General features: G+C 76.1%; 11 protein-coding genes and 1 pseudogene. 2 read left to right on the top strand and 10 right to left on the bottom strand.

The annotated features are described in order from the left end of the window. Window positions 1-62: 62 nt before the first annotated feature. A complete protein-coding gene (locus ACQEU6_RS09035; protein ID WP_499330550.1) occupies window positions 63-1,148 on the top strand; it encodes a lactonase family protein in 1,086 nt (361 codons plus the stop codon). A gap of 84 nt (window positions 1,149-1,232) precedes the next feature. Continuing rightward, a complete protein-coding gene (locus ACQEU6_RS09040) occupies window positions 1,233-2,612 on the top strand; it encodes an NADP-dependent succinic semialdehyde dehydrogenase (RefSeq protein ID WP_499330553.1) in 1,380 nt (459 codons plus the stop codon). Between the two features lie 49 nt (window positions 2,613-2,661). Here the strand turns inward: ACQEU6_RS09040 and ACQEU6_RS09045 are convergent, their stop codons facing one another. From ACQEU6_RS09045 to ACQEU6_RS09090, 10 genes and pseudogenes are all read right to left on the bottom strand, one after another. Beyond that, entirely contained in the window at window positions 2,662-4,062 is a 1,401-nt protein-coding gene (locus tag ACQEU6_RS09045) for an aldehyde dehydrogenase (NADP(+)) (RefSeq protein ID WP_499330555.1), read from the bottom strand. Then, entirely contained in the window at window positions 4,059-5,543 is a 1,485-nt protein-coding gene (locus tag ACQEU6_RS09050; protein ID WP_499330558.1) for an amino acid permease, read from the bottom strand. Before ACQEU6_RS09050 ends, ACQEU6_RS09045 begins: the two co-directional genes overlap by 4 nt. A gap of 109 nt (window positions 5,544-5,652) precedes the next feature. After that, entirely contained in the window at window positions 5,653-6,654 is a 1,002-nt protein-coding gene (locus tag ACQEU6_RS09055) for a proline racemase family protein (RefSeq protein ID WP_499330560.1), read from the bottom strand. Then, window positions 6,654-7,583 carry a dihydrodipicolinate synthase family protein gene (locus ACQEU6_RS09060; RefSeq protein WP_499330562.1) on the bottom strand — a complete coding sequence of 310 codons (930 nt, stop codon included), beginning with the start codon at window positions 7,581-7,583 and terminating at the stop codon, window positions 6,654-6,656. The genes ACQEU6_RS09055 and ACQEU6_RS09060 overlap by 1 nt, the downstream gene beginning before the upstream one ends. Beyond that, window positions 7,580-7,867 carry a (2Fe-2S)-binding protein gene (locus ACQEU6_RS09065; RefSeq protein WP_499340117.1) on the bottom strand — a complete coding sequence of 96 codons (288 nt, stop codon included), beginning with the start codon at window positions 7,865-7,867 and terminating at the stop codon, window positions 7,580-7,582. The genes ACQEU6_RS09060 and ACQEU6_RS09065 overlap by 4 nt, the downstream gene beginning before the upstream one ends. Window positions 7,868-8,066: 199 nt before the next feature. After that, window positions 8,067-9,002 (bottom strand): annotated as a pseudogene (locus tag ACQEU6_RS09070) (NAD(P)/FAD-dependent oxidoreductase); the annotation flags it as partial. Beyond that, a complete protein-coding gene (locus ACQEU6_RS09075) occupies window positions 8,999-9,307 on the bottom strand; it encodes a (2Fe-2S)-binding protein (protein WP_499330564.1) in 309 nt (102 codons plus the stop codon). The gene ACQEU6_RS09075 and the pseudogene ACQEU6_RS09070, both read right to left, overlap by 4 nt. Beyond that, window positions 9,304-10,464, bottom strand: coding sequence for an NAD(P)/FAD-dependent oxidoreductase (locus ACQEU6_RS09080; RefSeq protein ID WP_499330565.1), 1,161 nt, complete (start codon window positions 10,462-10,464; stop codon window positions 9,304-9,306). The genes ACQEU6_RS09075 and ACQEU6_RS09080 overlap by 4 nt, the downstream gene beginning before the upstream one ends. A gap of 89 nt (window positions 10,465-10,553) precedes the next feature. Further along, window positions 10,554-11,165, bottom strand: coding sequence for a helix-turn-helix domain-containing protein (locus tag ACQEU6_RS09085; protein WP_499330566.1), 612 nt, complete (start codon window positions 11,163-11,165; stop codon window positions 10,554-10,556). A 75-nt stretch (window positions 11,166-11,240) separates the two neighbouring features. Continuing rightward, window positions 11,241-12,218, bottom strand: coding sequence for an ornithine cyclodeaminase family protein (locus tag ACQEU6_RS09090; protein WP_499330568.1), 978 nt, complete (start codon window positions 12,216-12,218; stop codon window positions 11,241-11,243). Window positions 12,219-12,449 lie beyond the last annotated feature (231 nt).

Genomic DNA, 12,449 nt, shown 5'->3' on the forward strand with positions numbered 1-12,449 from the left:
CGTGACCGTATCAGGGTCGCCCCCGCACGCGCAGCGATCCGCCCCGCCCGCCGCCCCCGAGCATGATCGGGACTAGGCTCGCCCCGGCCGCCGAGGGCGGGCGGGCCGCGACTGGAGGGGAGTGCCGGGTGGGCGAGCGGGCGTTCTGGGTGGGCACGTACACCGGCGCGGCCGGCGGCGGCGCCGGGATCTACCGGGTCGTGCGCGGGGCCGACGGGACGCTGCGGGCCGGCGGGCTCGCGGCGGAGGCGGTCTGCCCGTCGTACCTGGCCGTCCACCCCTCGAAGGACGTCCTGTACGCGGTCCGGGAGGAGGACCGCGGCGCGGTCGCGGCCTACGCGGTGGACGGAGCGCGGCTGGAGGAGATCGGGGCGCGGGAGGCCGGCGCGCTGCCCTGCCACCTGTCCGTCTCGCCGGACGGCGGGCGCCTCCTCGTCGCCGACTACGGGTCCGGGACGGTGCGGGCCTACCCGCTGGGCCCGGACGGCGCCCTCGCCGGGGATCCGGACGTGGCGGAGGGCCACGGCGAAGGGCCGAGGGCCGACCGCCAGGAGGGCCCGCACGCCCACATGGCCGTCCACGCCCCCGACGGGACGGTCCTGACGACCGACCTCGGGGCGGACCTCGTGCGGTCCTTCCGGATCGAGGGCGGCGCCCTGCGGCTCGCCGGGGAGACGGCCCTCCCGGCCGGGTGCGGGCCGCGGCACCTGGTCGTCCATCCGAGCGGGCACGTGCACGTGCTGGCGGAACTGGCCGCGTCCGTCCTCGTCCTGAGGCCGTCCGGCGGGTACGCCGGCCTGGAGGTCGTGGCGGACTCCCCCGCGACCGCCGGGGCGGCGGGCGGCGAGGCCCAGGGCGCGGCGATCAAGCTCGGCGACGGCGGCCGGTTCGTCTACACCTCCATGCGCGGCACGGACGTGGTGACGGCGCACCGGGTGCTGGACGGCGGGGCGGCGCTGGCGCCGGTGGCGGACGTCCCCTCCGGCGGGCACTGGCCGCGCGACCTGCACGTGGACGGCGAGTGGATGCACGTGGCGAACGAGCGCGCCGGCGCGGTCGCGACCTTCCGGATCGGGCCGGACGGCGTACCGGCGCCTTCGGGCCCGCCCCTGGACATCCCTTCGCCGGTGTGCGTGATCCCCGGCTGACCGCCGGTCCGGGCGGGCGTTTCCTGCGGACCGCCTCGGGCACGTCCCGGGTGGACGAGCCCGACACCCAGGGAGCATCCCGACATGACGACGATCGCCACGACCAACCCCGCGACGGGCGAGGTCGAGAAGACCTTCGACGCGCTGACCGACGAGGAGGTCGACCGGCGCGTCGCGCGGGCGGCGGACGCGTTCGCCTCCTACCGCACGGTCCCCCTGGAGCGGCGGGCGGAGTGGATGAACGCCGCGGCGGACGTCCTCGACCGGGAGGCCGACCAGATCGGCGCCGTGCTCACCACCGAGATGGGCAAGACGCTCAAGGCGGCCGTGGCCGAGGCGGGCAAGTGCGCGAAGGCGTGCCGGTACTACGCCGAGCACGCGGCGGAGTTCCTCGCCGACCGGCGCCCCGCCGACCCGGCGGCCGTGAACGCGCGGGACGCCTACGTCCGCTACCAGCCGCTCGGCCCCGTGCTGGCGGTCATGCCGTGGAACTTCCCGCTCTGGCAGGTGATCCGCTTCGCGGCGCCCGGCCTGATGGCGGGGAACGTGGGGCTGCTGAAGCACTCCTCGAACGTCCCGCAGACGGCGCTGTTCCTGGAGGACCTGTTCCGCCGCGCCGGGTTCCCCGAGGGCGCGTTCCAGACCCTGCTGATCGGCTCGGCGAAGGTCGAGCGGGTGCTGCGCGACCCGCGGGTGATGGCCGCGACCCTCACCGGCAGCGAGCCCGCGGGCCGGTCCGTCGCCGCCATCGCCGGGGACGAGGTCAAGCCGGCCGTGCTGGAGCTCGGCGGCAGCGACCCGTTCGTGGTGATGCCGTCCGCCGACCTCGAGGCCGCGGCCCGCACGGCCGCGGAGTCCCGGTGCCTCAACAACGGGCAGAGCTGCATCTCGGCGAAGCGGTTCATCGTCGACACCGGCTGCGCCGAGGAGTTCGAGCGGCTGTTCGTCGAGCGGATGCGCGCGAAGAGGGTCGGGGACCCGATGGACGAGGCGACCGACGTCGGCCCCCTCGTCAACGAGCAGGGCCGCGCCGAGGCCGAGGAGCTCGTGGCCGACGCGGTCGGCAAGGGCGCGAGCGTGCTGTGCGGCGGCGAGCGCCCGGACGGCCCCGGCTGGTACTACCCGCCGACGGTGGTCTCCGGGGTGACGCCCGAGATGCGGATGTACCACGAGGAGGTCTTCGCGCCGGTCGCGACGCTGCTGCGCGTGCGCGGGGCGTCGGAGGCCGTCGAGGTCGCGAACGCGACGGGCTTCGGGCTCGGCTCGAACGCCTGGACGCGCGACGACGGCGAGCGGGAGCGGTTCGTGCGGGAGCTCGACGCCGGGCAGGTCTTCGTCAACGGGATGACGACGTCGTTCCCCGAGCTGCCGTTCGGCGGGGTGAAGCGCTCCGGGTACGGGCGGGAGCTGTCGGCGGACGGCATGCGCGCGTTCTGCAACGCCAAGACCGTGTGGGTGGGCTGAGCCCGCCGCGGGTCCTCGGTCCGCCGCGCGCGGCGGACCGAGGACGGTCTCAGCGGACGGCCTGCGGGACCTTCCACGGGTTGTCGTCGCGGAGCGGCGGCGGGAGCAGGGCCTGCGGCCAGCCCTGGTAGGCGACGGGCCGCAGGAACCTCTCCATCGCGGCCGTGCCGACCGAGGTGGTGGACGGCGCCGTCGTGGCCGGGTACGGCCCGCCGTGCTGCATCGCGTGCGTCACGGACACGCCGGTGGGCCACTGGTTCCACAGGACGCGGCCGCTGCGGCCGGCGAGCACCGCGGCGAGCGCCGCGAGGTCGCCGGTCTCCTCCGGCTCGGCGTGCAGCGACGCGGTGAGCTGGCCGGGGAGGGCCGCCAGGACGCCGGCGAGGTCGGCGACCCGCTCGTAGGTGACGACGAGGCCGAGGGGTCCGAAGCACTCCTCCGACGCGGCGCCGAGGTCGGCCTGGAACGCCGCCAGGTCCATGGTGAGCAGGCGCGGGGTCAGCGCGTCCGCCGCGGCCGGCCAGACGAGGCGCCGCACGCCGGGCCGGGCGCCCAGCGCGCCCGCGGCGGCCAGGTACCCGGAGCTGATCCGCTCGTTGAGCATCGGCGCGCCGGCGATCTCGCGGAGGCGCCCCGCGATGGCGTCCGCCAGCCCGGCGGGCGCGAACAGCAGGCCCGGGTTCGTGCAGAACTGGCCGGCCCCCTGCGTGAGGGACGCCGCGTACCCCTCGGCGATCTCCTCGGCGCGGTTCCCCGCCGCGCGGGGCGTCACCACGGCCGGGTTCACGCTGCCCATCTCGGCGTAGAACGGGATCGGCTCCGGCCGCTCCCCCGCGATCCTCGCCAGGGCGAGCCCGCCCCGCTGGGAGCCGGTGAACGCGGCGGCGGCGACGCCGGGATGCCGCAGCGCCTCGACTCCGGCGTCCTCGCCCTCGATCAGGGCGAACACGCCGTCCGGGAGCCCCGCGCCGCCGACGACCTCGGCCGTCCGGCGCGACAGCCGGGGGTGGCCGGGGTGCGCCTTCACCACGACGGGGCAGCCGGCCGCCCACGCCGACGCGGTGTCGCCGCCGGCGACGCTGAAGGCGAACGGGAAGTTGCTCGCCGCGAACACCAGCACCGGACCGGCGGCCGTCCGGCAGCGGCGCAGGTCCGGGCGCGGACCGGTGGGCCAGTCCGGGTCGGGCCGGTCGATGCGGGCGTCGTGGAAGGCGCCCTCCAGGACCTCCTCGGCGAACAGCTTCAGCTGGAAGGCGGTCCGGGTCAGCTCGCCGTTCAGGCGCGCCTCGCCGAGGCGGCTCTCCTCGTCGGCGAGGGCGACGAGTTCGCCGCGGGCGGCCTCCAGCGCGTCCGCGACGGCGGTGAGGCGGGCGGCGCGTTCGGCCGGCGGCGACGCGGCCCAGCCTGGCGCGGCGGCGGCCGCCGCGGACACGGCCTGGTCCGGTGTCATGGGGTGCTCCCTTCGTCCTCGGTGTTCGGGTCGGTGCGGGCGGTCCGCGTCGTCCGGTTCTCCACCGAGTTGCGGTACCCGTACAGCGCGTAGACGACCAGGCCGATCACCATCCACACCGCGAAGCGGACCCAGGTGATCCAGTCGAGGTTGGCGATCAGCCAGATCGAGAAGGCGATGCCGACGAGCGGCACCACCGGCACCCAGGGGGTGCGGAACGAGCGTGGCAGGTCGGGGCGGGTGCGGCGCATCACCATGACCGCGACCGCGACGACGATGAAGGCCATCAGGATGCCGATGTTGGTGAGGTCGGCCGCCTCCTTGATGGGCAGCAGGCCCGCGATGACCGCCGAGCCGATCCCGACGAGCCAGATGACGCGGGTCGGCACCTGCCGCCGCGGGTGGTTGCGGGCGAAGTAGGCGGGCAGCAGGCCGTCCCGGCTCATCGAGAACCAGACGCGGGTGACCGCCAGCATGTTCGCGAGCGCGGAGGTCGTGATGCCGATGACGGCGCCGACCGCGACGACGGTGCCGAGGCCGGTCAGGCCGACCGCGGCGAGCGCGCTGGAGAACGGGCTCTTGACGTCGATCTGCCGGTAGTCCTGCATGCCGAGCAGCACGACGCAGACCAGCAGGTAGATGACCGCGGCGATGGCCAGCGAGATGACGATCGCCTTGGGGAGCACCTTCTTGGCCTCGGCGCTCTCCTCCGCCGCCGCGCTCATGGCGTCGTAGCCGTACACGGCGAAGAAGGTGGTGGCGGCCCCGGCGACGGCCCCGCCGATGCCGAACGGCAGGAAGGGGCTGAAGTTGCCGGCCGAGATGTGGAACGCTCCCGCGACGATGACCAGCGCGACGATGGCGAGCTTGACCACGACGAGGATCGTCTCGAACCGCGCGGACTCCTTCGTCCCGCGCGACAGCACGAACGCCAGCAGCAGGCACAGCAGCGCCGCGAAGAGGTCGACCTTGTGGCCGGCCCCGGTGCCGGGCGCGCCGAGGGCCCAGTCCGGGACGTCCAGGCCGATCTGCTCCAGGATGTAGGACAGGTAGCCGGAGATGGCGATCGCGACGACGGCGACGATCGCGGTGTACTCCAGCAGCAGGTCCCATCCGATCGCCCACCCGATCGCCTCGCCGAGCGCGGCGTAGGAGTAGGTGTAGGCGGAGCCGGCCTTCGGGATGGTGCCGGCGAACTCGGCGTAGCAGAGCGCGGCGGCGGCGCTGGCGATGATCGCGATCAGGAAGGAGATCATCACGCCGGGCCCGGCGTCGTCGTGGGCGACGACGCCGGCGAGCGAGAACACGCCCGCGCCGACGAGCCCGCCGAGGCTGAGCGCGACGAGCTGCCACAGCCCCATGGTGCGGCGGAGACCGCCCGGGGCCTCCTCCTCCGAGGAGTCGACGGGTTTCAGGCGGAAGACGCCGGCGCGGGTGAACAGCGCGGACCCGGACGGGCGCGGTGGCCGTGTTTTCGGCATGGCTTGGGACATGGAGGTCCCTCCCGACTGGTGCAGGGGAATACCAATGTGGGCGTGGTGCGGCGGTCAGGGCCGCTGTGAAGGGCTCGGGAAGAGCCGGCCGGCCCTCCTAGAGGACGAAGCCCTCGGGGAAGGGGTCGGCGGGGTCGAGCAGGTAGGTGGCGGTCCCGGTGATCCAGGCCCGCCCGGTGAACTCGGGGATCACCGCGGGCAGGCCGCCGGCCTCGGCGGTGCCGACCAGGCGCCCGGTGAAGCGGGTGCCGATGAACGACTCGTTGACGAACTCGGTGTCCAGCGGCAGCTCGCCCCGGGCGTGCAGCTGCGCCATCCGGGCCGACGTTCCGGTGCCGCACGGCGACCGGTCGAACCAGCCCGGATGGATGGCCATGGCGTTCCGGGAGCGCTTGGCGTCCGACCCGGGCGCGAGGAACTGGACGTGCTTGCAGCCTCCGATCAGCGGGTCGGCCGGGTGGACGGGGCGGTCGGTCGCGTCGATCGCCTCCATGATCGCCAGCCCGGCCCGGAGGATGTCCTCCTTGCGGGCCCGGTCGAACGGCAGCCCGAGCGGTTCGAGGTCGGTGATGGCGTAGAAGTTGCCGCCGTAGGCCATGTCGTAGCGGACGTCCCCGAGCCCGGGCACCGTCACCACCGCGTCCCGCCGGAGCGCGAACGAGGCGACGTTGCGGAGCGTGACGTGCTCGGCGGCGCCGTCGCGGACCGCGACGCGGGCCTCGACGAGGCCGGCCGGGGTGTCCAGCCGCACGATCGTCTCCGGCTCGGTCACCTCCACCATCCCGGTCTCGACCAGGACGGTCGCGACGCCGATCGTGCCGTGCCCGCACATCGGCAGGAACCCGCTGACCTCGACGTAGACGACGCCCCAGTCGGCGTCCGGCCGGGTGGGCGGCTGGAGCAGGGCGCCGCTCATCGCGGGGTGGCCGCGCGGCTCGTCCACCAGGAAGCGGCGCAGCCCGTCCAGGTGCCGCACGGCGTGGCGGCGCCGCTCGGCCATCGTGGCGCCCGGGATGGGCGCGAGGCCGCCGGTGACGACGCGGGTCGGCATCCCCTCGGTGTGGGAGTCGACCGCGGTGATCGACCGGGCCGAGCGCATCAGGCGGCCCGCCGCCGCGCGAGCGCCGCGATCGCGCGGTCCATGTCGGCGGTGACGGCGGCGCGGTGCTCGGGCACGAGCGGGCCGCGCGGCGGACGGCAGGGGCCGCCGTACCGGCCGACCTGCTCCATGCCGAGCTTGATCGCCTGGACGAACTCGGTGCGCGAGTCCCAGCGGAAGGCGGCGACGAGCGGCTCGTACAGGGCGCGGGCCTCCTCCAGCTTCCCGGCGGTGGCCAGCTCGTACAGCAGCGCCGACTCGGCGGGGAAGACGTTGGGGAAGCCGGCGAACCAGCCGGTCGCGCCCATCAGCAGCGCTTCGAGGGTGACGTCGTCGGCGCCGGCGACGACCTCCAGGCCCGGGGCCCTCTCCCGGATCTCCAGGACGCGGCGGACGTCGCCGGAGAACTCCTTGACGGCGACGACGCCGTCGATCTGGGCGATCTCGGCGAGCAGGTCCGGGGTGAGGTCGACCTTGGTGTCGATCGGGTTGTTGTAGACCATGACCGGCAGGCCGGCGGACGCGACGGCCTCGAAGTGGGAGATGATCTCGCCGCGGTTGGCCCGGTACATGGTCGGCGGCAAGCACAGCACGCCGTCGGCGCCGTCCTCGGCCGCGATCTGCGCCCAGTGCCGGGCCTGGTGGGAGCCGGGGCCGTGCACGCCGACCACGACGACGCCGTCCCGGCCGACCGCCTCGACGGCGGTGCGGGCGACGCGGCGGCGCTCGTCGTCGGTCAGCGAGGAGTACTCGCCGAGGGACCCGTTCGGGCCGACGCCGCGGCAGCCGTTGTCGACGAGCCAGCGGCAGTGCTCGGCGTACCGGTCGTGGTCGACGGCGAGCCCGGCGGGGGCGGCGGCGTCCTCGCGGTAGGGCAGGGCCGTCGCCACGATGACGCCGCCGAGGCTCAGGGGCTTGCTGTCGCTCATCGGGCGCTCTCTTTCTTGTCGGGTGTGTCAACCGGAGGGTTCGCGAGCTCGCCGAGCCGGATGGGCTGGGCGACGGGCCTGCGGTGGGGATCGCCCCCGCCCGCCCGGTCGCCGAGCAGTTCGGCGACCGTGGGGCCGCAGACGCGGGCCTGGCAGGGGCCGAGGCCCGCGCGGGTGCCGAGCCTGACCGCGGGGGCGGAGCCGGCGGCCGCGCCTTCCGCGGCGCGCAGGAGGGTCCCGTAGTCGGTCTCCTCGCAGCGGCAGACGATCGTGTCGGGGCGCAGCCAGCCGGGCCACGCCGCGCCGACGGGGTGCGCGGCGGCGAGGCGGCCGGCGAACGCGCGCCCCGGTCGCGGCGCCGGCGCAGGGCGGCGGCCGCGCGGTCGCCGGGATCCCCTCCCCGGCGGCCCAGCCGGCGAGCAGCCCCTCGGTGCGGGCGGCGGGCGCCCCGGCGATGCCGGTGATCTCCCCGGCCGCGTAGACGCCGGGGACGCTGGTGCCCTGGTCGTCGCCGACCTCGGTGAAGGCGCCGCCGCGCAGCCGGCAGCCCGCCGCGACGGGGAGTTCGAGCTGCGGGACGAACCCGTGGGCGACGCACAGCGCGTCGACCGCGACGGTGCGCTCGGTGCCGGGCACGACCGACCAGTCGCGGTGGAGCCGCGCCGTGACCGCCTCTTCGACGCGCCCGTCGCCCCGGGCCTCGATCACGGCGCGGCCCGTCCGGTACGGGACGCGGCGCCGGGCCAGCAGCCCCGCGTACCCGGCCAGCTCCCCCGCCTTGCCCGCCTGCGGCGCCAGCTCCCACGGGCGGGCGGCCCAGCCGCGCGCCACGGTGGCGGCGGCGTTGGCCTCCAGCACCTCCAGGACGGTGGCGCCGGCCTCGATCAGCGACGCGGCGACCGGGAGCAGGAACGGTCCAGAGCCGGCGATCAGCACGGGGTCGCCGATGACCAGGCGCTCCCCCTTCGCCAGCGCCTGCGCCGCCCCGGCGGTGTAGACGCCGGGCAGCTCCCAGCCCGGGAACGGCAGGACGCGGTCGAGGGCGCCCGGCGCGAGCACCAGCGCGTCCGGGCGCAGCACGCGCCGCTCCCGCCCGGCGCCGTCGGCCTCACCTCGCAGCACGTGGACGTGCGGCGGCCCCTGCCCGGTGCGCTCGACGGACCAGACGGCGCTCTCGGGCCACCAGTCGCAGCGCGGATGCCCGAGCACGCGGTCGCGCAGCCGCTCGAAGCCGCGCCACCCGTGGTGCAGGCGGCCGGGGCGGGCGGCGCCGAACGCGGCGGGGGGCATCCGGTGGTACTGGCCGCCGGGGTCCTCGGCCGCGTCGAGCAGCGTGACCCGCGCCCCGGCGCGCAGCGCGCCCGCCGCCGCGCCGAGCCCCGCGGGCCCGGCGCCGACGACCACGACGTGCCGGCTCACCGGTCGTCCCGGGACTGGGTCGCGACGGCGTCGCCGTCGCGGGCGCGGCGGCGGCAGGCCCGCACGTCGCGGACGCCGTTGACGGTGACGAGGCAGTCGAAGCAGGCGCCGATCCCGCAGAACACGCCGCGCGGGGCGCCGGAGGGGCCCCGCCGCCAGGTGCGGCGGCCCGCCGCCAGCAGCACTCCGGCGAGGGTCTGGCCGGCGACGCCGTCCACGGGTTCGCCGTCCACGGTGATCCGCAGGGGGACGTCGGGGCGGCGCCCGGTGCGGTCGCCGGCGGCGGGGACGAGTCGCGCGCTCATCGGGTCTCTCCTTCGCACTGGGCGGCGGGACGGTCCGCGCGGAACGGCGCCGCGTCGATCGCGGGGGCGCGGCCGAGCATGAGGTCGCGCAGGAGCGCGGCGGTCCCGGTGGACAGGCCGATCCCGGCGCCCTCGTGACCGGTGGCGTGCCAGAGGCCCTCCAGGCGCGGGTCGGCGCCGATGACGGGCAGGTGGTCGTCGACGTACGGGCGGAACCCGCCGTAGGCGCGCATCACCGGCACTCCGGCCAGGGACGGGAAAAGCCGCAGCGCCTTGGCCGCGATGACCGACAGCACCTCGGGGCGGACGCGGTCGTCGAACCCGACCCGGCGCCGCGAGGAACCGACCAGGATCGTCCCGGCCCGGGTGGACTCGACGACGGCGGACGCCTGCAGATCCCCGGCGCCGCTGCCGACCGCGCCCACGTAGTCGGCGTCGTAGACCTTGTGGAAGACGGTCGGCGGCATCGGCGCGGTCACCAGGACCTCTCCGCGGCGGGGCCGGACGCCGAGCCGGACGCCGAGCCGCGCGGCGACCTCCCCCGACCAGGGCCCGGCCGCGTTCACGACCGCGTCGGCCCCGATCGTCCCGCCGGAGGTGCGGACGCCGGTGATGCGGCCGCCGCTGCGGACCGCGCCGAGGACCTCGCACCCGGTGCGCAGGACGGCGCCGGCGCGCACGGCGGCGGCCAGCAGGGCGACGGCGGCCCCGGCGGGCTGGACCTGCGCGTCCTCGGGGTAGTGGACGGCCTTGGCGAAGTCGCGCGTCAGGTGGGGTTCCGCGGCGGCGAGGGCGGCGGCGTCCAGGTCCTCGACGGCGACCCCGGCCCCGCGCTGGGCGCCGGCGAACTCCGCCAGCGCCTCGGCGCCCGCCGGAGTGGTGGCGACGACGATGCCGCCCTTGGCGTCCCATTCGACGCCGCCGGCGTTCGGGTCGCCGTCCAGGATCGAGGGCCACAGCTCGCGCGACAGCCGCGCCAGTTCGAGCTCCGGGCCCGGCCCCTTGTCGGAGACCAGGACGTTGCCCTCGCCGTGGGAGGTGGTGCCGGCGGCGGGGCCGCCCCGGTCGGCGACGGTGACCGCGCAGCCCGCCAGGGCCAGCTCGCGGGCGCAGGCCGCGCCGATGATCCCGGCGCCCAGCACCACGACCCGCGTCATCGACCCTCCCGTTTGCCGTTCGTTAAACCGAACGATTCCGAGAGTAGGCGCGTCCCGCGCGCGATGTCAACGCGCGGACGGAACCGGATTCAGGGGGTTTCGACCAGATGGGCCGGGGTCCCGGGCGATGCGTGAAGCCGCTGGTCAGCGCTGTACTGCAGCAGCAGGACGGACCGGACGGGCCCCTCGACGGCGGCGTAGCTGTGCGGCAGGCGCGCGTCGAAGCCGACGTAGTCGCCCGGCCCGAGCTCGACGTCCCGGTCGTCCACCCGAACGGCGAGCCGCCCGGACTGGACGATCGTGTGCTCCATCCCCACGTGGCCGAGCGAGTCCTGCCTGCGCCCGGCCCTGACCTGCTGGTCGTACACCTCGAACATGGCGCCGCCGGACTCGATGCCGCGCAGCGGCCGCAGGTCCACGCCCTCCCCGCTCAGCACCTCCACCTCCGCCGCCCGCACCACCGTGAGCCCGGAGGGCTCCTGGTGGTCGAGCAGGTCGGAGATGGGGACCTCCAGCGCGCGCGACAGGCTGAACACGGTCTCGATCGTGGGGTTCCCGGCGCCCGCCTCCAGCTGGGACAGCGTCGCCTTGCCGATCTTGGATCGGCGGGACAGCTCCGACAGCGACAGGCCGAGCTCCAGCCGCGCGCGGCGCAGGTTGCCGGCCAGCACGTCCCGCACCGATTCCCCTGACGCGCCCACGCTCCCGCCCCTCGTCCGCTCACTACGCCCACGTTCGCTCTATCGAACGGCCAGTGTACTCGGCGGGCCGGAGGGTCAGAGCTCGACCAGCGTCCCGGCGCCGGCCTCGCGGGCGCGGTCGACGATGACGGACGCCGCCGCCGCGTCCTGCGCGCCGAGGCCGACGCTGTTGTAGAAGACGATCTCGGCGCCGGAGCGGCGCCCGGCGGCGAGGCCGGCGACGACCGGGCCCAGCGGGCGCACCCGGCCGGGGTCCAGCTCCCCCGCGCGCACGGCGGCCACGACGGGGCCGGCGTGCGCGAGGGCGGTCGCCACGTCGTCCACCACGACCGAGGCCGCGCGGGCGAGGACCTCCCCGTCGACCTCCGCCCGGTCCGGGGCGAACGACCCGACGCTCACGACCAGGCACCCGGGGTCGAGCCAGGCGCCGAGGACGACCGGCTCGGCGCTGGTGGTGGCGGTGACGACGATCTGCGCGCCCCGGACCGCCTCGCGGGCGGACGCCGCCGCCCCGACCGGCAGCCCCAGGTCCCGCGCGAGTTCGGAGGCGGCCGTGCAGGTGTCCGGATGGCGGCAGGTCATCGTCACCCCGGCGAGGGGCCGCACCAGGGACATCGCCCGTACGTGCGCGCGGCCCTGGACGCCGCAGCCGACGACCGCGAGGCGGGAGGCCCCCGGCACCGCGAGATGGTCGGCCGCCACCGCGCTCGCCGCCGACGTCCGCAGCGTCGTCACGGCCTCGCCCTCGATGATCGCGACGGGCCGCCCGTCCACCGGGTCCTGGACGGTCACGAGGGCCGCCACGGTCGGCAGGCCGCGCGCCGCGTTGCCCGGGACGACGCTCCCGAACTTGGCGACGGCGCCGGCGCCGGGCAGGCGGGACACGTAGCCGAAGGCGACGTCGCCGTCCGGCCCGTCCAGCAGCACCCGCGGCGCGAGCCGCGCCCGCCCGCGGCCGAGCGCGGCGAACGCCTCCCGCTGCGAGGCGATCGCGGCGGGCAGGTCGAACACCGCGCGCACGTCGGCCGCGGAGAGCAGCAGGACACCGGCCATGGGGAGATCCTTTCCAGGCCGCCGCCGCGCTGTCGAGTGGCGAAAGGGCAAGCGGTGCTTACCGATCAGTGCATGAGATCGCATGCTTGCCCGTCTCGACGGCCGTGCCCCGACGTTCCACGCTTTCACCATCCCCGACCACCTCGCCACCCCGACCACCCCGACCACCCCGACCACCCCGACCACCCCGACCACCCCGACCACCCCGGACCCACGAGGACCTGCCGGCCA

The organism is Spirillospora sp. CA-108201 (genome assembly GCF_050936235.1).
Taxonomy (GTDB): Bacteria; Actinomycetota; Actinomycetes; order Streptosporangiales; family Streptosporangiaceae; genus Spirillospora.

Bases quoted from the DNA above. Each gene is read 5' to 3' on its own strand.
- ACQEU6_RS09090 (WP_499330568.1), bottom strand. From the start codon at position 12,218: ATGGCCGGTGTCCTGCTGCTCTCCGCGGCCGACGTGCGCGCGGTGTTC.
- ACQEU6_RS09055 (WP_499330560.1), bottom strand. From the start codon at position 6,654: ATGCGCTCGGCCCGGTCGATCACCGCGGTCGACTCCCACACCGAGGGG.
- ACQEU6_RS09050 (WP_499330558.1), bottom strand. From the start codon at position 5,543: ATGCCGAAAACACGGCCACCGCGCCCGTCCGGGTCCGCGCTGTTCACC.
- ACQEU6_RS09035 (WP_499330550.1), top strand. From the start codon at position 63: ATGATCGGGACTAGGCTCGCCCCGGCCGCCGAGGGCGGGCGGGCCGCG.
- ACQEU6_RS09075 (WP_499330564.1), bottom strand. From the start codon at position 9,307: ATGAGCGCGCGACTCGTCCCCGCCGCCGGCGACCGCACCGGGCGCCGC.
- ACQEU6_RS09080 (WP_499330565.1), bottom strand. From the start codon at position 10,464: ATGACGCGGGTCGTGGTGCTGGGCGCCGGGATCATCGGCGCGGCCTGC.
- ACQEU6_RS09045 (WP_499330555.1), bottom strand. From the start codon at position 4,062: ATGACACCGGACCAGGCCGTGTCCGCGGCGGCCGCCGCCGCGCCAGGC.
- ACQEU6_RS09040 (WP_499330553.1), top strand. From the start codon at position 1,233: ATGACGACGATCGCCACGACCAACCCCGCGACGGGCGAGGTCGAGAAG.
- ACQEU6_RS09060 (WP_499330562.1), bottom strand. From the start codon at position 7,583: ATGAGCGACAGCAAGCCCCTGAGCCTCGGCGGCGTCATCGTGGCGACG.